This window comes from Neptunicoccus cionae, from assembly GCF_014643735.1.
Classification (GTDB): Bacteria; Pseudomonadota; Alphaproteobacteria; order Rhodobacterales; family Rhodobacteraceae; genus Amylibacter; species Amylibacter cionae.
Genome location: NZ_BMKA01000003.1, coordinates 474118 through 493236 on the forward strand (window position 1 = coordinate 474118; position 19119 = coordinate 493236).

General features: G+C 55.2%; 23 protein-coding genes and 1 tRNA gene. 12 read left to right on the forward strand and 12 right to left on the reverse strand.

Features of this window, described 5'->3' with window-relative positions; translation table 11 throughout:
* Positions 1-20: 20 nt before the first annotated feature.
* From IEX10_RS13180 to IEX10_RS13205, 6 genes are all read right to left on the reverse strand, one after another.
* Entirely contained in the window at positions 21-653 is a 633-nt protein-coding gene (locus IEX10_RS13180; protein WP_188676044.1) for a hypothetical protein, read from the reverse strand.
* Between the two features lie 173 nt (positions 654-826).
* A complete protein-coding gene (locus IEX10_RS13185) occupies positions 827-1489 on the reverse strand; it encodes a hypothetical protein (protein ID WP_188676048.1) in 663 nt (220 codons plus the stop codon).
* Positions 1486-2034 carry a hypothetical protein gene (locus IEX10_RS13190; protein ID WP_188676051.1) on the reverse strand — a complete coding sequence of 183 codons (549 nt, stop codon included), beginning with the start codon at positions 2032-2034 and terminating at the stop codon, positions 1486-1488. The genes IEX10_RS13185 and IEX10_RS13190 overlap by 4 nt, the downstream gene beginning before the upstream one ends.
* A 56-nt stretch (positions 2035-2090) precedes the next feature.
* Positions 2091-2726 carry a helix-turn-helix domain-containing protein gene (locus tag IEX10_RS13195; RefSeq protein ID WP_188676054.1) on the reverse strand — a complete coding sequence of 212 codons (636 nt, stop codon included), beginning with the start codon at positions 2724-2726 and terminating at the stop codon, positions 2091-2093.
* A 206-nt stretch (positions 2727-2932) separates the two neighbouring features.
* On the reverse strand, positions 2933-3235 hold the full coding sequence (locus IEX10_RS13200) for a hypothetical protein (protein ID WP_188676057.1): 303 nt from the start codon (positions 3233-3235) through the stop codon (positions 2933-2935).
* A 142-nt stretch (positions 3236-3377) separates the two neighbouring features.
* Positions 3378-3626 carry an XRE family transcriptional regulator gene (locus tag IEX10_RS13205; RefSeq protein WP_229678548.1) on the reverse strand — a complete coding sequence of 83 codons (249 nt, stop codon included), beginning with the start codon at positions 3624-3626 and terminating at the stop codon, positions 3378-3380.
* 49 nt (positions 3627-3675) lie between these two features.
* Here IEX10_RS13205 and IEX10_RS13210 point away from each other — a divergent pair, with 49 nt between their 5' ends.
* The 5 genes from IEX10_RS13210 (at position 3676) to IEX10_RS20000 (ending at position 6790) form a co-directional block, all read left to right on the forward strand.
* Complete coding sequence (locus IEX10_RS13210; RefSeq protein ID WP_188676060.1) at positions 3676-4035, forward strand: helix-turn-helix domain-containing protein; 360 nt, start codon at positions 3676-3678, stop codon at positions 4033-4035.
* Positions 4036-4314: 279 nt separating this feature from the next.
* Positions 4315-4575, forward strand: coding sequence for a hypothetical protein (locus IEX10_RS13215; protein ID WP_188676063.1), 261 nt, complete (start codon positions 4315-4317; stop codon positions 4573-4575).
* A 106-nt stretch (positions 4576-4681) separates the two neighbouring features.
* On the forward strand, positions 4682-4981 hold the full coding sequence (locus tag IEX10_RS13220; protein ID WP_188676066.1) for a hypothetical protein: 300 nt from the start codon (positions 4682-4684) through the stop codon (positions 4979-4981).
* Positions 4978-5301, forward strand: a complete 324-nt coding sequence (locus tag IEX10_RS13225; RefSeq protein ID WP_188676069.1) for a hypothetical protein — start codon at positions 4978-4980, stop codon at positions 5299-5301. The genes IEX10_RS13220 and IEX10_RS13225 overlap by 4 nt, the downstream gene beginning before the upstream one ends.
* Positions 5302-5989: 688 nt before the next feature.
* Positions 5990-6790, forward strand: coding sequence for a tyrosine-type recombinase/integrase (locus tag IEX10_RS20000; protein ID WP_268237048.1), 801 nt, complete (start codon positions 5990-5992; stop codon positions 6788-6790).
* A gap of 10 nt (positions 6791-6800) precedes the next feature.
* Here IEX10_RS20000 and IEX10_RS13235 read toward each other — a convergent pair.
* The 3 genes from IEX10_RS13235 to lon form a co-directional block, all read right to left on the reverse strand.
* Positions 6801-6876: transfer RNA gene (locus IEX10_RS13235), tRNA-Val, on the reverse strand.
* 12 nt (positions 6877-6888) lie between these two features.
* Complete coding sequence (locus IEX10_RS13240) at positions 6889-7284, reverse strand: HU family DNA-binding protein (protein WP_188676076.1); 396 nt, start codon at positions 7282-7284, stop codon at positions 6889-6891.
* A 120-nt stretch (positions 7285-7404) separates the two neighbouring features.
* A complete protein-coding gene (lon, locus tag IEX10_RS13245; protein ID WP_188676079.1) occupies positions 7405-9816 on the reverse strand; it encodes an endopeptidase La in 2412 nt (803 codons plus the stop codon).
* Positions 9817-10117: 301 nt separating this feature from the next.
* On the opposite strand from lon, the gene IEX10_RS13250 reads away from it, so the two are divergent.
* Complete coding sequence (locus IEX10_RS13250; protein ID WP_188676081.1) at positions 10118-10546, forward strand: BLUF domain-containing protein; 429 nt, start codon at positions 10118-10120, stop codon at positions 10544-10546.
* A gap of 17 nt (positions 10547-10563) precedes the next feature.
* On the opposite strand, the gene tgt is transcribed toward IEX10_RS13250, so the two are convergent.
* Positions 10564-11694 carry a tRNA guanosine(34) transglycosylase Tgt gene (gene tgt / locus IEX10_RS13255; protein ID WP_188676084.1) on the reverse strand — a complete coding sequence of 377 codons (1131 nt, stop codon included), beginning with the start codon at positions 11692-11694 and terminating at the stop codon, positions 10564-10566.
* Between the two features lie 58 nt (positions 11695-11752).
* Between tgt and rimK the strand changes: the two genes are divergently transcribed.
* From rimK to tpiA, 4 genes are all read left to right on the forward strand, one after another.
* Positions 11753-13150, forward strand: a complete 1398-nt coding sequence (rimK, locus tag IEX10_RS13260; RefSeq protein WP_188676087.1) for a 30S ribosomal protein S6--L-glutamate ligase — start codon at positions 11753-11755, stop codon at positions 13148-13150.
* 137 nt (positions 13151-13287) lie between these two features.
* Positions 13288-13650, forward strand: a complete 363-nt coding sequence (locus IEX10_RS13265) for an SUF system Fe-S cluster assembly protein (RefSeq protein WP_188676090.1) — start codon at positions 13288-13290, stop codon at positions 13648-13650.
* 165 nt (positions 13651-13815) lie between these two features.
* Complete coding sequence (locus IEX10_RS13270) at positions 13816-14166, forward strand: HesB/IscA family protein (RefSeq protein ID WP_188676092.1); 351 nt, start codon at positions 13816-13818, stop codon at positions 14164-14166.
* A 94-nt stretch (positions 14167-14260) separates the two neighbouring features.
* The gene (tpiA, locus tag IEX10_RS13275) at positions 14261-15004 is read left to right on the forward strand and encodes a triose-phosphate isomerase (RefSeq protein ID WP_188676094.1); all 744 of its coding nucleotides are present in this window, start codon (positions 14261-14263) and stop codon (positions 15002-15004) included.
* Positions 15005-15007: 3 nt separating this feature from the next.
* Here tpiA and IEX10_RS13280 read toward each other — a convergent pair whose 3' ends face one another.
* Entirely contained in the window at positions 15008-16099 is a 1092-nt protein-coding gene (locus tag IEX10_RS13280) for a DUF6456 domain-containing protein (RefSeq protein ID WP_229678550.1), read from the reverse strand.
* A 208-nt stretch (positions 16100-16307) separates the two neighbouring features.
* Between IEX10_RS13280 and IEX10_RS13285 the strand changes: the two genes are divergently transcribed.
* Positions 16308-16610: a DUF6477 family protein gene (locus IEX10_RS13285; protein ID WP_188676096.1), complete on the forward strand. Its 303-nt coding sequence runs from the start codon at positions 16308-16310 to the stop codon at positions 16608-16610.
* Between the two features lie 16 nt (positions 16611-16626).
* Here the strand turns inward: IEX10_RS13285 and IEX10_RS13290 are convergent, their stop codons facing one another.
* The gene (locus tag IEX10_RS13290) at positions 16627-17634 is read right to left on the reverse strand and encodes a M23 family metallopeptidase (protein ID WP_229678551.1); all 1008 of its coding nucleotides are present in this window, start codon (positions 17632-17634) and stop codon (positions 16627-16629) included.
* 79 nt (positions 17635-17713) lie between these two features.
* Between IEX10_RS13290 and IEX10_RS13295 the strand changes: the two genes are divergently transcribed.
* The gene (locus IEX10_RS13295; RefSeq protein ID WP_188676471.1) at positions 17714-19096 is read left to right on the forward strand and encodes a M20/M25/M40 family metallo-hydrolase; all 1383 of its coding nucleotides are present in this window, start codon (positions 17714-17716) and stop codon (positions 19094-19096) included.
* Positions 19097-19119 lie beyond the last annotated feature (23 nt).

A 19119-nucleotide genomic window follows, 5' to 3' on the forward strand; every position in this document is an offset into this window, starting at 1 on the left:
CAAAAGCTTTGCGGCCATCCTCACCGCGCGGTTTGAACAGCCAGCCGCAGACGTTTTGCAATCGCAGGGCCGATCTCTCTATCCGCCAGCCGATGGGCGCGCGGCACAAACTTCAGGCGCGGCGCATAAGATACGCTGGCTTTATAGGCCACCAAGAGCTTCAGCCCTTTGGTGTTTGCGCCAGCACCGACACCCCGCCGCCCCCGCCGGGCGCCGCCTTTTGGCCGCTGATAAATCCCCGCCACGCCACGCACCTTGCCCGAGAAGGTATCGGGCCGGGCAAGCGCGCGTTTGATCGCATTCTTTGGCAGGTTGCCGTATTTGTTCACCCGCAACCCCACGGGCACCAGCACCGCCCGTTTCTTTGCGCGCCTCTTACCTCCACTCGCTTGGGTGGCCAGATACTCTGCCTGGATAGGTTTGAACCCCACAACGCCCGTAAGTTTGCGCTTGGAGGCGCGATCAACAGTCAGGCCGCGTTGTGTGAACGGCGTCGGGCGATCGAGATCCCGCCCCATTGCGTCCCGCTCGGCTGCCGCGATCTGCCCCGTCACATCATTGATCCCCAGCGCCACCGCAAAAGGCAGCTGGGATGTGGCAAGGCGGGTCAGCCGGCGCTCAATCGCACGGGTATCAATGGACATTTGCAGCATGTGAGTTTTGATCCCCAGACACCGATACGCACTCAGCTAAGCCTAAAGGCCCAGCCGAGTGCGGTCGCGGTGTCGTTGGTGAATTGGAAGTCCAAAAATGAAAGCGCCCGTCTGGAACTCTCCAGCGGGCGCACTTCGGTCACGTGCTTTATGGCAAGCTTCCTAGTTTGTGGTCAACACGTTTTTTTCCACGGCATCAGTGTCGGCATGGCATCCGTCACCTCATAAGCAATCAAATCCCGCCCCGCCTGGAACGTATACCGCAGCACATCAAGCGCCGCCCACCAGTCCAGATAATTCCGCCGTGCCGCCGCCACTTCAGCAGCAGAGTTCACATAGCGGATCGGGCACCAGTAGACATCCACCGCCCGCATTCTGTTTGACACGGTGTAGGTTTCTCGACGAAGTTTCACAGTCTTGGCAAAATCCCCCCGCCAATGGCTACGCCATTCCACAGGTTCCACATGGGGCTTCGCCCGCGGCATATAATCGGGCACCGCCCCCACTCGCGCCAGCTCGGCAATCTGCACCGCCATGGACCGCCCGCCCCGCGCCACCGGCAGAACCGACAGCGCCGCCGAGACCAGTTCGGCATCGTGATGGGGCTCCGACCGACCGCCGCCATCGATGCTGCACCCGACCCGTGCGCGTTCCAGCAGCAGATATTCCATCCCGAAGGACGGCGCAGGCTCCGCCCCAAAACGCCGCTCGCTGTCAAAATCAATTTGGGCAAATTCGCGCTGGAAGGCCCATTCCACCAGTTGCCGGATGCTGACCTGCTTTTTGCCATTGGACTGTGCAACACCGCCGCCGTTGATCTGCACGCGCATGTTCATGGCTCGGCCCTTTTGCTGATACCCTCTTCAACGAGGCCTTTGGCGATCGACTGGGCATTCCGATAAGATTTGAGCCAATTCAACTCTTCGGGGCGCGCCCGCCCGCAGGCGCGGTTTTCTTCAATGCGCACCACGCGGCTTTGGTTTGCCTCAGCTTCAACACCGAGACGGTGCAGAAAGTTCGGCAGCGGCGGACGGCGGTATTTGGTGAGATATTTGCGCAACTCAGCCGCGTAACCGCCCCGCAGCGCTTCCTCGCCGGCCCGACTGCGCAGAAAAGACAACACCAGTTCGGGCTCGGTTGCCGGCTCCGGCTCGATCGAGCGGGCCCAGGCATAAACCGTGGCGGGATCCATCCAGCGGTTTTTGTTTTTCCCCAGCAGATTGCCCTCGATCGACAGGCGCAAACTCAGCAAGCCCTCTTCGGACATATACCCAAGATTGTTCGCAAACCCGCTTTGGGCTTTTTCGAACAACGCCGCCGACATGCCCGCAGGTCGTGCCAAACCCAATTCCGCCAAAGGCTCCAGCACCACCCGCTTCACCCGCGCCGCACCCGTCTCTGTCTGCTCTGCCGTTTCCATCACCACTGTCCCTTTTCTCAGCTCAAACCGATGTGTTTTGCCACTGCCGCATCAATCAATTCTTCCGCCATCAAACATTCCGCCACTCGCCTTGGAATGCGCTGCCCGTTGACCGCCCCACCGCCTCGAATGTAATCAGAAATCTGCTTTGCCTCGAACCGCTCATCTGCCGTGAAAAACGGCTTCCCGCGCGCCCCGCGCTGGTTAATTACAGGTTCTTTACAGGTTACCTCTCCAGTGGGCTGGAGACGGCTCCCCCTCCAAATTGGAGACGGGTCACCCCCTAAATTGGAGACGGCTCCGTCTCCAGATTTTGGAGACGGCTTTTTGGGTTTTCCGTCTCCAGTTTTTGGAGACGGGTCACCTGATTTGTCGAACTCAAAACCCAGAATATAGCGCGTCGGTTTTTGCCGTTTCGAGCGCTTGTCCCAAGCCCGGTGCCGGCGGATCAAGCCCTTGCCTTCGAGCGCATTCAACGCATTGTTCAGCGTCCCGTTTGACACCCCCGTGGCCTCCAGAAGGTAGGCCTGCGTCGGGAAACATCCCTGCGACGGGTTGTGGCAATCACACAAGTGGAACAGCACCCTGAACTCGCTGGCCCCGATCTGACGCGCACATAGGCTTGCCAGCCAGTTTGTTGCTTTATGGCTCATGGGAGCGCCTCCTTGCTTCGGCCTGCCAATGAAGACCGCGTTTTGCGGGCGCCCTAAGGATAATCACCGCCATCACCCCTGCCCCTTGACCCGTTGGAAAAACTTTTCCGATCGCTCTTTAAACAATCCATGCAGCCGCAGACTGCGCTGCGACCGCTTATGATAAAATCTTCCAGCTATGCGCCAGAACACTTTGCCCCCAAAGATCATGCTGCCTCCGCGTCGATCAGGTTGAACACCGCTTCAGCCCCCGCCATCACCAAAATGGAGCGGATGTAACGAAAATGCGGTGTATTATCCCCGCGCACCCAGTTCTTCACTGTGCGCGGGGTAACGGTGTGGTCGGCCGTGCTCAGCACCTGGGCAGCCAACTCGCACAAATCGTTTTCTGACTGCGCTTCAGGCAAGGCCCGCCACAGTGCTTTGCCAACCCATGCAAGGTCCGCATCCACTGTGTGCCGATCCAAGTTACTGTTTTTATGTGATTTTTTTCTGAAAGACTTTTCCAACTGTTTACTCCTATGCTGTCCTTGTGAGTGGGACAGAGCATTGGAATGGACAGTCGAAAGGGCAGAAGGGGCCGCAGTCATTGCGCGGCCCCTTTTGTTTTAGAAAATGAAGGCAGACCGCATCGGGATACATAATCACCCTTCACGCCGCGTCTTCTTTTTGAGAACTGTTTGGCTGATTAACAGACATATACGCACGAATGCGATCCACAATTGCCAAAGTCGGGGAACTGTCCCCAAGCTTCCACCTTGCCCAGGTACGACCGCCGCCGCACTTCGCGTCTTGAACGACCGTTCCTGGACGCTTCCCAACGGCATTTGCATAGGCTTCTATTTCACGAATAAATTCTTCCATGTCCAACAGATAGGTTTTTATACCTAAGTCGGTCAAGCAATTTATACCCAATGCGGATCCAGAAGAAATAGTTCAAAATAACTACATGGCTAAACTACCTATAACAGAACCCTTCCTCTTAAAGCTGGATGCAGTAATTGCCGCTGATCCAGAGCTCACTGTATCAAACCTTGCAGTTAAGGCAGAGCTTTCGAACAGTGCTATCCGCCAAATGTTCGACCAGAACCGCAGTCCTAGAGTCTCGACAATGCGGAAGATCTGCTCAGCACTCGGAACGACGCTAGAGGAATTTATGTCTCATGCTCAGACAGAAGAAGAACTAGAGATTGTTCGCCTAATATCTCAATTACCGCCTGCCTTGCGCCACGAGTTACTAGGATATGGACGAGCTCTGACTGTTCAAGCTGCGAAGCTGAATCAAGAATCAACTGAAGATAACGAATAATTTCGCCGGCCGAGATATCATAAATTTCAATGCTCATCACGGGAACATAAAGTGAACAAATTCTCAAGACAAGGATAATTGAATATATTTTAGGCGCTTTTATGATCCCAAAATCGACAACTCTAAATTGATCCGATGGTAGCCGTACAATTTATTTATTTACCGGAAAATGCTCCGAATAGGTAATGTAAGGAAACTCGTTATAGGTAAATAAACCTACAAATTTATTGACATAGTTTTTTATACCTAATACCTCTTCTGCAAAACGGAGGCATCAACATGACTGCAATCATCCTTATTCATCCCAGCTCTGCAAAGGGCTATGAACGCATACGCACCCGGAACATTTCCACCCTGCGCGCGCTGTCAAATGCACGGATCGTCCTGGCAAATCCTTGCGAACATCCGATCCAGATCATTCAAGACGCCGTGCAAGTATTAAATTATCTCGGGACACCGACAGATCACCTCATGACGCAACAGCGTTGGGATCAATTCCAGCGCCAGTACGCCGCCAGCCATTCACAGGTGGCGCAATGATGGCTCTTATCTTTTCCACCTGCTCCCTGCCCTTTCTGGCAGCCATTGCTGACAGCGGAGTCTTTGACAAACTACTAGCGGCCTTCGACCGACAAGGCGGTGACTTATGATCAATCGCATGCTTGAGTTGGCCAAGGCCGAAGGGCACAGGCCACGCCACAAAATGCCGTCGGCCCCCATCAACACGTTCAAGTTCAAAAGCTGCAATCAAGAACGGGCAGAGCAATTCATCGCGCAGTGGCGCGGTGGCCCCTTCACCAGCAAAGACATCGCCAGAACGGTCGGCCCTGCAAGCGCATCCCGCTGCACCACGGCCAACTACATGGTTACTCAGAACCTCGCGAGACGGGTCGGCAAGCGGGCAGCAACGGCTGTTCTATTCGAACTTACAGGTGAACCGACATGACCCAGCTCCCCCTCTTCACTATCGTCCGAGACCTTCTCGATCGCATTGAACAGAAAGATACGCCCACCGAGCGCTGGGACTTTCTGGCCAACACCGCGATTGAAACTGGCGGGCAGATCATAGATCCGATCCAGCAAGGCTGTTGGACAGCTGACGCAACGCTGGCCATCACCGTCTACAATGTCTTCGCACAAGGCGAAAACAAGCAAGCCGTGGTCCGTAATTGGTGCAAGGCAGCCCATTGCATGCTGGAAATCGCAGGGGAGCCTTTGCCAACAATCGACAGCGGCCCCCAGCCACAGCGGCGGGTTTTGCAATGATCACATCGAAACACAAGAGCACCGAGCCACGGCGCCGCTTCAACGATCTATCTTGCGCCCAGCAAGCAGGGATGTTGTGCAACGACGATCGGTTCCAGCGGTTTGCAGCCACTCGCTGCGGCCTGCCAAGTCAACAATTCAGTCCAAGTGCGACAGCACAATTTCTGCGCGACTGTTGTGGCATCACCAGCCGCAGTCAGTTGAATAATGAACGATCAGCACAAAACAAATTCCACGCTCTGTGCACAGATTTCGACATGTGGCGCGGGCATATCGCAAGAGCACGGAACTAAGTTGGACAAATAGCTATGACAAAACCATTCACCCCAGAATCCCTCGCTAAAAGATGGGATGTAAGTGCAACCACCGTCCGGAATATGTGTTTACGGAACGAACTCGTTCATTTTAGGCTCGGCCATCTTTATAGAATTCCAGCCACCGCTGTAGAGGAAGTAGAACAATGCAAGTCAACATCGGACGTCTCCGTGGCGGATACTGTGTCTATTGGGATGAGAAGCCGTCCGGAAAACGTAAGCGATATCAACTTAAGGCACGCACCAGAGCGGAGGCCGAGAGCGAAGGTAGGGACAGATATCTAAAAGAATCCCAGCCTACAAACGGACTTACTGTGGCCCGCATATGGGAAACCTACATCTATCATCTTGGGACCAAGCCAACCGCAAAGACCATGGGATGGACGGGTAAAGCTGTATTACTACACTTCGGTGAGTTACGGCCTGACCAGATCACGGTGGATGATTGCCGTGGATATCTAAGACAACGATTAGCAGCAGGCCGAAAGATTGGTTCGGCACATACAGAACTTGGGCACCTTCGCAGTGCCCTAAAATGGGCTGGGAAAACAAACTTAATAGACAGAGTACCATTCATTGAATTACCGCCGAAGCCAGATTCGGATGTCCGGCCCCTAACGGACACACAAATCGTGCGTATCATCGATAATTGCCTCGCCCCTCACATCAGATTAGCCGTGATCCTTTTGCTCACCACGGGTGGTCGGGTCGGCTCTATCCTGGACAGAACATGGGATAAGATGGATTTTGAGCGCGGCGTTATTGACCTGCGTAAGAGCGACGGCGTGACACGCAAGGGCCGTGCTGTGGTGCCGATGAATCGCATGGCCCGAGCCGCACTACAGACTGCCTACGATTCTCGGCAAACAAATTGGGTGGTCGAATATAATGGCAAGCCAATCAAATCTATGAAGACTGGTTATTATGCTGCCTTGCGGCGCGCGAACATGGTTGGCGTAAACATCCACCAGATTCGTCACACTGTGGCTGTGAAGATGCTGAGCGCGGGCCAGCCAATCGAGGCCGTATCCCAATACCTCGGGCACTCGAATACAGCCATCACTTACAAGACATACGCCCGCTATATGCCGGAGCATTTGGCTGACGCAGCAGAGATTTTGAACATCGACAGGTTCAGCGAACTAGCAAGAACTTCGCAAAAAACAGCTAAGTAGCTGTTTTTTATGGTGGGTCGTGAGAGGCTCGAACTCCCGACATCTTCGGTGTAAACGAAGCGCTCTACCAACTGAGCTAACGACCCGATAGCGGCCTTTTAGTCGGCGTTTCCGGGGTCTGCAAGAGAAGAATTACCTTCCTCGTCATCTTTTTTCTCAGACTTCGGTTTTTGCAGCATAACCTTATGAATTAGCTTGGCATTTTCACCCTCGCCCCGTTCGATACTGCGGATTTTACCCAAGGGCGGTATTTGCAGGTCGTGGCCTTCGCTCAGGCATTTGTGGAAATAGGCCAAAGTCGCATCGACAGCTTCGCGGACTTCGCGTTTGCGCATGCCGGTGGCTACGGTCACGTGGTCGTAGATGTCTTTCTTGCGAATCTTCCCGTCAAACTCTGCGGCTTCGGCCACGGTTTCTACCACGGTTACGGATTCGCTCTCGTCAGTCTCAATCGCGTCGGTCAGGTTGGTAGTCGATGTCGTCGAAGTAGCCACGCTGGTGCCTCTTTACGTTGTGATTTCAGTCAGGTTCAGGGGAAGTATTGGGCCAAAACACCAGCGCCACAACCATAAACATGGATGTGGCGCCAGATAGTTTTCAGATGTGCGGCCCGCTTAGTGGGCGACGGTTGGTTTGTCCCCGCCGGATGCAGATTTCAGCGCGGCAGCGGCTGCTGCCTCTTCGGCGGCTTCATCCCATTCAATCGCTTCGGGTGCACGCACCAGTGCATGTTTAAGCACTTCGCGCACGGTGCTGACCGGAATGATCTCCAGCCCTGCCTTAACGTTGTCAGGGATTTCCGGCAGATCTTTCTCGTTGTCTTTGGGGATGAGAACGGTTTTGATCCCGCCCCGCAACGCCGCAAGAAGTTTCTCTTTCAACCCGCCAATCGGCAACACATTGCCGCGCAAAGTCACCTCGCCTGTCATGGCGATGTCCTTGCGCACCGGAATCTGCGTCAGAACTGACACGATGGACGTTACCATGCCAACACCCGCAGACGGACCGTCTTTCGGTGTTGCGCCTTCAGGGACGTGAACGTGGATGTCGATTTTCTCAAACTCGGTCGGTTTCACGCCAACTTCAGGGCTGACAGAGCGCACAAAGGAACTGGCGGCGTCGATGCTTTCTTTCATCACATCGCCCAGCTTACCCGTGGTCTTCATCCGCCCCTTACCGGGCAATTTAAGCGCCTCAATCGACAGCAATTCGCCACCAACAGAAGTCCAGGCCAGACCGGTAACAACACCCACCTGATCCTCTTCTTCGGCCAGACCGTATTTGAACCGTTTGACGCCCAGAAACTCTTCCAGATTGTCCTTGGTCACTACAACGGCCTTTTCGGCACCTTTGACGATCTTGGTCAGCGCCTTGCGGCACAGTTTGGCCAGTTCCCGCTCCAGATTACGCACGCCCGCTTCGCGGGTGTAAGTGCGCACGATGTCCAGCAGCGCAGGCTCTTCGACTTCAAATTCACCCTTGCGCAGACCGTGGTTCTTGATCTGTTTGCTGATCAGGTGCTGCTTAGCAATCTCGGTCTTTTCGTCCTCGGTGTAGCCGGACAGCGGAATAATCTCCATCCGGTCCAGAAGCGGCCCCGGCATGTTATAGCTGTTCGCCGTGGTCAGGAACATGACATTAGAGAGGTCATATTCCACTTCCATATAGTGGTCGGTGAAGCTGGCGTTTTGCTCTGGATCAAGCACTTCAAGCATGGCAGAGGCCGGATCACCGCGGAAGTCCTGACCCATCTTGTCGATTTCATCGAGCAGGATCAGCGGGTTGGTGGTTTTCGCCTTTTTCATCGCCTGAATAATCTTGCCCGGCATAGACCCGATATAGGTCCGACGGTGGCCACGAATTTCGCTTTCATCGCGCACGCCACCAAGGGAAATACGGATAAATTCACGCCCTGTCGCCTTCGCCACAGATTTACCCAGCGAGGTTTTACCAACGCCCGGAGGGCCAACGAGACACAGGATCGGGCCTTTCAGCTTCGCACTGCGCTGTTGCACGGCAAGATATTCAACGATGCGTTCTTTGACCTTCTCCAGACCGTAGTGATCCGCATCGAGCACGTCCTGTGCTTTGTTCAGGTCTTTCTTCACGCGGGATTTAACGCCCCACGGGATCGACAGCATCCAGTCGAGATAGTTGCGCACAACAGTGGCTTCGGCAGACATCGGGGACATCTGTTTCAGTTTTTTCAGCTCACCCTCGGCCTTTTCTTTGGCCTCTTTGGACAGCTTAGTCTCTGCGATGCGGCCTTCCAGTTCGGCCAATTCGTCGCCGCCCTGTTCGCCGTCGCCCAGCTCTTGCTGGATCGCCTTCATCTGTTCGTTCAGATAGTATTCACGCTGGGTGCGTTCCATCTGGTTTTTGACGCGGGATTTGATCTTTTTCTCAACCTTGAGAACAGACATCTCGCCCTGCATCAGGCCAAAGACTTTCTCCAGCCGTTCGGACAGGTCCAGCTCTTCCAGCAGTTCCTGCTTTTGATCGACGCGCACGTTCAGATGGCCCGCAATGGTATCTACCAGCTTGGCAGGGCTATCGCTTTCGGCGGCAGCGCTCAGGGCTTCTTCGGGAACGTTTTTGTTCAGCTTGGCGTAACGGTCGAATTCTTTGGCAACTGCGTTGCCGAGCGCCTCAAGGGATTCAGGCTCGCGTACGGATTCATCAAGAATATCCGCGTTGGCCTCAAAATAATCGGGGTTATCCAGATACTCTGTGATGCGCACCCGCTCCCGGCCTTCGACCAGAACTTTAACGGTGCCATCGGGCAATTTGAGCAATTGCAGAACCGTGGCGAGAACGCCGGTTTCGTAAATGCTGTCTTCACTCGGCTCGTCCTCGGACGGGTCGATCTGACTGGACAAAAGGATTTCCTTGTTGTCAGCCATCACCGCTTCGAGCGCGCGAACGGATTTTTCACGTCCCACGAAAAGCGGAACGATCATGTGGGGAAACACCACAATGTCGCGCAAGGGGAGTACTGGGTAAGAAACGCTGCTCGCGTTGGTCATTTTATCGTCCTTTAATTAGCAAGAAGCATCAGGCCCCGGATCACCAGCAACACACCGCTTCTTCTGTTCTCGGTCTTAGTATGTGGTATCTGATAGCATGATCGTCAAGCACCGCCGAATTTATTGGAAACCATACTGACGTGATGTGGATAGGCGTGCAAGTACGCAGGCGCGAAAAACTCCGTTTCCCAAAGCTTCCTATTGCAGCAGGACGCAGCACTGCCTAGTATTTAGAACAGATCTGCCATTTTCCGACCCGCACACAGTGAATTATCCACGTTGCGACACAAGGAAGACCCCATTGCACTATCTCATTTACCAAAGTTCGGCCCTGATTCCACGCAACTCTAGCGAACACGATTCCATCCTCATTTCCAGCTATCGTTGCAACAAACGGGATGACATTACCGGCTTCCTTCACCGCGAGCAGGATAATTTCGTACAATATCTGGAAGGCCCAAAAGACAAGATCGATGACCTTTTGCACCGGCTTGAGAAAGACTGGCGCCACAAGGGTATCGAAGTCCTCGACGAGGGCACCCTGTCTACCCGCCGTCTGCCGGACTGGCAGATGGGAATGGTGGAGCAAGGAACATTTGCGATCAGCGACCTTCTAGAGATTTCGGACACGAAACTCGCCATTAAATCTGCAGACCCCTTTGATCTGGTGGTCTTCATGGTCGCAGATGCCGGACTGCTGCGCCAGATATTTGACGCTGACGCGAATTAGGACGGCGCCCTGCCCCACTAAAGAATTTCAATATCACCCTGCGCGCGCCGCGCATGGAAACGGGCCACGAAATCATCCAGCGTTCCATCGGCGATTGCACCGCGCAGACCGGCCATGAGTTCCTGATAATAATGCAGGTTGTGCCATGTCAGCAGCATGGAGCCGATGATTTCCTGTGATTTGATCACATGGTGCAGATAGGCGCGGGAATAATTTGCACAGGCCGGACAGGTACATTCCACATCCAGCGGGCGCGGATCATCCTTATGGCGCGCATTGCGCAGATTGATCGCCCCCATACGGGTTTGCGCCTGACCTGTACGTCCCGAACGGCTGGGCAGCACGCAATCAAACATATCCACCCCGCGCTGAACTGCGCCAACGATGTCATCAGGCTTGCCGACCCCCATAAGATAGCGGGGTTTATCTTCGGGCAGTTGGCCCGGCGCATAGTCCAGACAGCCAAACATTGCCTCCTGCCCTTCGCCGACAGCCAGACCGCCAATGGCGTAGCCGTCAAATTCGATGCCGCGCAGAGCCTCGGCGCTTTGGGCGCGCAAATCTTCTTCAAGCCCGCCTTGCTGAATGCCAAACAAGGCATAGCCCGGACGATCCCCGAACGCATCCCGCGAACGTTGCGCCCAACGCATCGACAACTGCATGCTTTCCTCGATGCGTTTGCGATCCGCAGGCAGCGCGGGGCATTCGTCGAAACACATCACAATATCACTGCCCAGCAGCTTCTGGATTTCCATTGAGCGTTCCGGCGTCAGGTTATGTTCGGACCCGTCGATGTGGCTTCGGAACTTCACGCCTTCCTCTGTCAGTTTGCGCAGGTCTGTCAGGCTCATCACCTGAAACCCGCCGCTGTCTGTCAGGATCGGACGGTCCCAGTTCATAAAGCGGTGCAAGCCGCCCAGATTGTGAATCCGTTCCGCACCCGGACGCAGCATCAGGTGATATGTATTGCCCAGCAGAATATCCGCACCTGTGGCGCGGACGTTCTCGGGCATCATCGCTTTAACGGTAGCTGCAGTGCCCACAGGCATGAACGCAGGCGTGCGAATTTCGCCTTTGGGTGTTGACACAACACCCGTGCGGGCGCGACCTTGGCGGGCGGAAATGGTGAAACCGAATGTGTTAGACATAGCGCCCCTCTACCGCTATGGCCCATAAAATCAAGCGTAAAGTGACAGGGGACGACAGATGCCAGATACAGAAAACAACAGCGACACACCGTTTATTCTGGGGTGGGAGGAATGGCTCTCTCTGCCCGATCTTGGTCTGCCCGCCCTGAAAGCCAAGATCGATACAGGTGCGCGCACATCGGCGCTCCATGCGTTCAACATTGAAAAGTTCGGCACAGCGGATCGCCCCCGCGTGCGCTTTGGCATCAACCCCATTCCAGAGCGGGACGACATAGAGGTCATCTGCTCTGCCGATGTGATCGACCAGCGCGAAGTGACCAGCTCCAACGGCGAGCGCGAATCCCGCATCGTGATCCAGACGAATGTGCGTTTTGGCGAACAGACCTGGCCCATCGAAGTCACCCTGTCAGATCGCAAGAACATGGCCTACCGGATGCTGTTGGGGCGTCAGGCTTTCCCTGCGGGCACCACGATCAATCCAACGGAAGGGTTTAACCAACCAGAGCTTTCGTTCGATTTGTATAAGAAATCCCTGACAAACGCGCCCAAACGCCCGCTAAGAATTGCGATTTTGACAAGAGAGCCGAACAACTATTCCACTCGCCGCCTGATCGAAGAGGCAGAATCCCGCGATCATGTGATCGAAACGATCGACACCACGCGCTGCTATATGAACATCCGCACAACGGCACCCGAAGTCCATTATGACGGCAAGACCCTACCCCGCTATGATGCGGTGATCCCTCGTATTGGCGCCTCTATTACGTCCTATGGAACGGCGGTAGTGCGTCAGTTTGAAACCATCGGCACCTACTGTGTAAACGGGTCTGACGGGATCACATCAAGCCGCGACAAACTGCATGCCCACCAGATTCTGGCGAGCTATAAGATTGGCACGCCGACCACGGCTTTTGCATCGTCACCAAAGGACACAAAGAACCTGATCTCAATCGCCGGTTCCACCCCGCTAATTGTGAAACTGCTGGAAAGCACCCAAGGCAAAGGCGTTGTGTTGGCCGAAACCCAAAAGGCCGCAGAAAGCGTTATCTCTGCGTTCCGTGGGCTGAAGGCAGATTTTCTGGTTCAACATTTCGTGAAGGAAGCCGCCGGTGAAGACGTGCGCTGTCTGGTAATCGGCGGCAAAGTGGTTGCCGCGATCAGACGTAAGGCCGCCGCCGGAGAGTTCCGTTCTAACCTGCATCAGGGTGGTGTAGCCGAAGCCGTCAAAATCACTAAATCCGAACGGGAGACTGCAATCAGGGCCGCGCGGGCGATGAAACTGAACTTCGCGGGCGTCGATCTTCTGCGCTCTTCAGAAGGACCCAAAGTGCTGGAGGTGAACTCCTCTCCGGGACTGGAAGGCATCGAAAAAGCCAGCCAGCGCAATGTGGCCGGTAAGTTGATGGACCACATCGAACGGAGCGTTCGCCCTAACCGAACTCGTAAGTCGTTGTAACCAGTCTATAATAGTGTCCAGTTCGCAAAGATCAGCGGCGACGCAAAATCGCCGCAGGTCGGGCATTCTTGTAAACTGGACACTCCGCCTTAGATTCCATATAAGAACCGTCAGGAATTAAACAGCAGGCCCTTGTCATGAACGCCGAAAATCAACACCTCGAAGGTCAACCCCTGATCAAGCCATCGACTACGGACCATCCGTTGCACGAGGCCATCACCGAGGCATGCCGCACCGTGCATGACCCAGAAATTCCGGTGAATATCTTCGATCTGGGCCTGATCTACACCATCGAAATCGACGACGCTGGCGTGGTGGATATTCTGATGACCCTTACAGCGCCGGGCTGTCCGGTCGCCGGAGAGATGCCGGGCTGGGTTGAAGACGCCGTAATGGCAGTGCCAGGTGTGCAAACAGCCAACGTGCAGTTGGTCTGGGAACCCCAGTGGGGCATGGATATGATGTCCGACGAAGCGCGGCTTGAACTGGGCTTTATGTGATTTTTCAAATGGTTACCAAGACGTTACCGCCCTATGGAGACCTTTGACACGGCCCAGACGATTAAGCACAGTCGCGTTACCAAGCCACCCAGAACTGCGCCACGGGGTTCTATTTTGCGCGACGTCCCCTTATATTAGACCCGTAACAAGCTTCGAAAGACTGAAATGTTTGGAATTCCAGGAAAACAAGCTGTGTCGATCACCGACAACGCAGCAGCGCAAATCGTTAAACTGATGACCTCGGGCGACAAAAAAGGCCTGCGCATTGGCGTGAAAAAAGGCGGCTGTGCGGGCATGGAATACACGATGGAATACGTGGACGAAGTGGACCCGATGGACGAAGTTGTGGAACAGGAAGGCGCCCGCGTGATGATCGCGCCAATGGCCCAGATGTTCCTGTTTGGCACGGAAATCGACTATGAAGTGTCCTTGCTGGAAGCTGGCTTCAAGTTCAATAATCCCAATGTGACCGAAGCCTGCGGTTGCGGCGAATCCATCAAGTTTGAGGGCATGTAGCCCCGCGCCCTTGGTGCCGGTTTCAATATGCTGTAAGTGATCCCGTAATGTCCGGTTTACGGGCTAAAATACTAACGGGATGGGACAAAACAACATGCCTAAAAAACTCGCCGCCGGTAATTGGAAAATGAATGGCCTGCGTCAAGCACTAGACGAGGTGCGCGCCCTGCACGATGCCTGCCCCGATGCGCGCTGCGATATTGTCATCTGTCCCCCCGCCACGCTGATCGGCCCTATGGTTGAGGTCAGCAATGATATGCAGATCGAAGTGGGCGGTCAGGATTGCCACGCAAATACCTCTGGTGCGCACACGGGCGATATTTCTGCGCCAATGCTGGCCGATTCAGGGGCCAGCTACGTGATCCTTGGCCATTCCGAACGGCGTGCAAGCTATGGCGAAACCGATGCGCAGGTTCGGGCGAAAACCACTTCGGCTTGGAACGCAGATCTGACAGCTATTGTCTGTATCGGGGAAACTCTGGAACAGTGGGAGGCCGGTCAAACGCTGGACGTTGTTGGCCGTCAACTACAAGGCTCCACACCCGATGGTGCCACGTCGGAAACACTGGTGATTGCCTATGAACCGGTTTGGGCCATTGGCACAGGCAAAACCCCGACACTGGAAGAAATCGGCGCGGTCCACGGTTTTATTCGTGACGCACTGGTCAAGCGCTTCGGGGAAGAAGGGCAAGCCATGCGGATCGTTTACGGCGGCTCTATGAACCCCAAAAACGCCAGCGATATTGCTGGAATTCCCAATGTAGACGGCGGGCTGGTGGGCGGTGCCTCTTTGAAAGCATCCGACTTTTGCCACATTGTAAAGGCCCTCGACGCCTGAATGCTAGCCAATCAGGCGCGACTCGTCCTTGGCCTGCGTATCGTAGTAATCCCGCAACCTTTGCAGGGCGATACGCAGGACAATTTTGCCAGAGCGCGCCGACCAGCCAAGCTTTTTCTCTGCCGCTTCCAGCCCTTCCAGAAAGCAGCAACAGCGCAGCACGATGTCATCCAAACCCGTGCCAAGCGCACTAAGAGCAGCGCTCAGCCGTTCTTGTGCAGCGTTTGACCCGCCACTGCTGCTGCGAAAGCCCCCCCGCTGCCCGCCGGTCAGAAAACGATCCCAGTTCTGCCCGACGCGGGGCCCCATTTGCGCCAGTTCAAAGTCCTCTCGCAGGCGATCCCCCGCCGCGATCAGCTCTCCGTTCAGGAACGGGGTGCCGAAGCGGTCCTTCTTACGCCCAAGCACCGTTAGGGGGCTTTCCCGCAGATTGACCCGTTTGCGTTCCATTCCGCGATCGGGGTCATGGATCACCCGCTCCCCCCATTCCTTATGCTGTTCGCTAAAGGTGCTTGGCGACTCGCTACATTCGTCCTGCGGTTTGCCTTTGATCGTATCCTGCGCAATGGCGCGTTTCAGGGCTGCGCGGCCGGCCTCGGTGACTTCATAAAGGGAAATACGGCCGGTTTTAACGCAGCGCAGCCAGTCCTTGATCACGGATGATCCTGCCAGATGGGCATTCACAACGGCGGTCCGGCTTTGGGTTTTATCGGGATTGGTGCGCATCACCATCGCCTTTTTCAGACCTTTTGACACCACCAGTTGCGCGCCTGTTTCGCCAAGGCGTCGCAACAGGGTCATTTCCGCTGCAGACAAAACTTCGGGTCCGGTCCCCGCCAATGCTGGACGAAGCGGCGCGACGAGCTTCTTTCCGCGCACCACGGCGCTGTTCAGGTATTGGTCCAACACCGGATCGTCCCGCATGGTTTCGATCTTGCGGATGCGCCGCATAATGGTGGACGGGTGCACATTTTTGCCCTGTGCAATGGAGCGGATGCTCTCTCCGTTAACCACATGGGCCAGATAACTGGCGGCGGCTTCTTCGAGGTTACCTCGTGGTTTTATGGTCTCTGGTTGTTTGTACTGTCTCTGCATTCGCGTAGTTTCCATATTTTGCTTACCCTGAAATAGCGAGGGATAAATTAACTAGTGGTTGAATTGTTGAAAACTTAGTTAAAGTTATCCACAAAACCCATCTATTGTTTCCAAACGATAAATCGAAGTTTACCCACAGTTCGCTGAAATCTGTTTCGCGCAACGGTTGTTTTCCTGTGGTTAAGCAGGGCGGGAAAGGAAATTTATTATGTTCGAATCACACGAAATATTAAGTAATTTGCGTCGACCGAAAATTCTGATCAGTGCCGCCCGTTTGGGTCTGGCACAGTATCGGCGGGACTCTGATTTACGATATATTACAGGGACCAGCCGCACGCCCACCCGCGATCTGGCGATAGAGACCCTGCTGCGGCGTGAAGCCCTGATGGAAACCGATCGTAAAGAGGGCGCGGCGGGCTACAGCATCCAGAAGCACATTCGCGTTTTAACCGCTCTGTTGGGTGAGTTTCGGTTGCCAGTGCCCAAGCTGCGAATCGTAAAACCCGGTTAGGCCGGCAAAAAAATTGTCAGGGTGCCAGTTCGGCCGTGTCTCTGCGTTCATGCAGGGTTACGCCCCCGCGCAGCACTCTGACCGTCATCTGGTACCGACCGGCCCCCCAGCCACCTGCGGGTTGGCGTTTACCAGCAAAAGCGAACCACTGGGCCTGCGGTTTGCCTAAACCATCCTGTGTAATATCCACGATGTTGCCAGTGGGACCGTCCAGAACCAGTTGCAACCGGTCGCCCACCTGCCCGTTCACCGCCAGCCCGAAAACCACCAGAGGTGCGTTCTTTTCAATAGTGAAACCGGCCCACCGCCCGTCCACCACATCGCGCATGTCCAGCGCCCGATCCCCCAGCCCGAGGTCAACGACCTTAACCGGCTGATAGGTAAAAGCCTGCGCAAATTGATCCTCCCAAAGCGTCCCATTTGGGCTGTAAGAACACGCTTCCTCGTCATAATCCGGCGCGAACGGGTCGATTGGCACGCCATCTTTACGCACCGAAAGATGGACATGGGGAAATTGGGTTTTTCCGGACAGGCCGACCTCGCCCAAGGGATCACCTGCGCTGACTTGCTGGCCCTTTTCCACAATCACAGAGCCGAGTTTCATGTGGCAATACTGGGTTTCCCAACCATCCTCATGACGCAACACGACGCCGTTACCGCATTCCTTGCCCTCTACCGCTTCACGGTCCTCGGGCAGGACGATACGACGATCTGTCATGGAATCGCGCAGGCCCGTAACCACTCCGTCCGCGGCAGCCAGAACGGCAACGCCTGCATCCATCATCGGTACAGAAACGCGGAAATCGGTGCCTTTATGCCCGTCATAACTGGCCCCGCCACAGGCAAAGTCGCGACTGCCCGCGCCGGTGTCATGGTCCATGAACTGCTGGATTTCGCAGGTGTCTCCCAAGGTGCAATCGATGGGTTGTTGGAACAGCGGATCGGCCCCTGCCCCTGTGCTACACGCTACGCCCGCACCTACGAAAACCACTTTGATCAAACGCTTCAAGATTTCAGACATCATCCGCCAATTGCCCTTTAACTCCGCTTGGAAACAGTGTGTAGTTTTTCCGATCCGAATACAAACACCGAAAGGCCGCATGATGTCACTCGACTCCGTTCTCGCCCATATTGATGCCGATCAGGACAAGGCACAGGACCGTTTGCTGGACTTGCTGCGCATCCAGTCCATCTCTACTGATTCCGCGTACAAGCAAGATTGCGATAAGGCTGCCAACTGGCTGGTGGAAGATCTTCAGAGCCTTGGCTTTGAGGCATCCAAACGTCCGACTCCCGGTCATCCAATGGTGATCGGCCATCAGGACGGCAACGGCATCCACGTCACATTCTATGGTCACTACGACGTACAACCCGTTGATCCGCTTGAACTTTGGGACAATCCCCCGTTTGAGCCCGCGATTGAGGACACGCCAAACGGCAAAGTCATTCGCGGGCGCGGATCGTCCGATGACAAAGGCCAGTTGATGACCTTCCTAGAGGCCTGCCGCGCGTGGAAAGCCGTTACCGGCACCCTTCCCGTTAAGGTATCAATTTTCTTTGAAGGAGAGGAAGAATCCGGATCTCCGTCCCTTGTGCCATTCCTGAAGGAAAACGTGGAAGAGCTGAAATCGGACATTACGCTGATATGTGACACCGGCATGGTTACTCCGAAAACACCGTCTATCGTGACGATGCTGCGCGGGTTGGTCGGCCAGCAGGTGACGATTACCGGACCAAGCAAGGATTTGCACTCCGGCATGTTTGGCGGCCCCGCCCGCAACCCGATCCGCGTGCTAAACAAGGCGCTGGCGGCACTGCATGACGAAAACGGCGCTGTCACACTGCCCGGTTTTTACGAAGGTGTGCCGGAACTGCCGCAACAGGTAGCCGAACAGTGGCGCAACCTTGATTGGAGCGCGGACAGCTTCCTTGGCGATGTCGGGCTAAGCATTCCGGCAGGCGAAAAGGACCGCTCTGCGATTGAACAAATCTGGTCACGCCCGACCTGTGATGTGAACGGCATTTGGGGTGGATATACCGGCGAAGGATCCAAAACTGTAATCCCGTCACAAGCCCACGCCAAAGTCAGCTTCCGGTTGGTCGGCACACAAGACCCCCATAAAATCCGCGCCGCTTTTCAGGATCACATCCGCACCCATCTGCCCGCAGATTGCAGCGTGGATTTCATCGACTACGGCGCAGCCCCTGCATCCAACATGGAAATCACCCACCCTGCCTTTGAAGCCGCACGCACGGCTCTTTCGGATGAGTGGGAAAATGATGGAGTTTACGTGGGCTGCGGCGGTTCCATCCCGATTGCGGGACACTTCCAGAAAATCCTCGGCACTGAATCCATGCTGATCGGCTTCGGGCAGGATGATGACCAGATCCACAGCCCGAATGAAAAATACGATCTGCGGTCATTCCACAAAGGCATTCGCAGCTGGGCGCGGATACTGGATTCCCTGTCCCGCAACGCCGGATAAGGCGGCTTGAAGGGCGCCGCCGC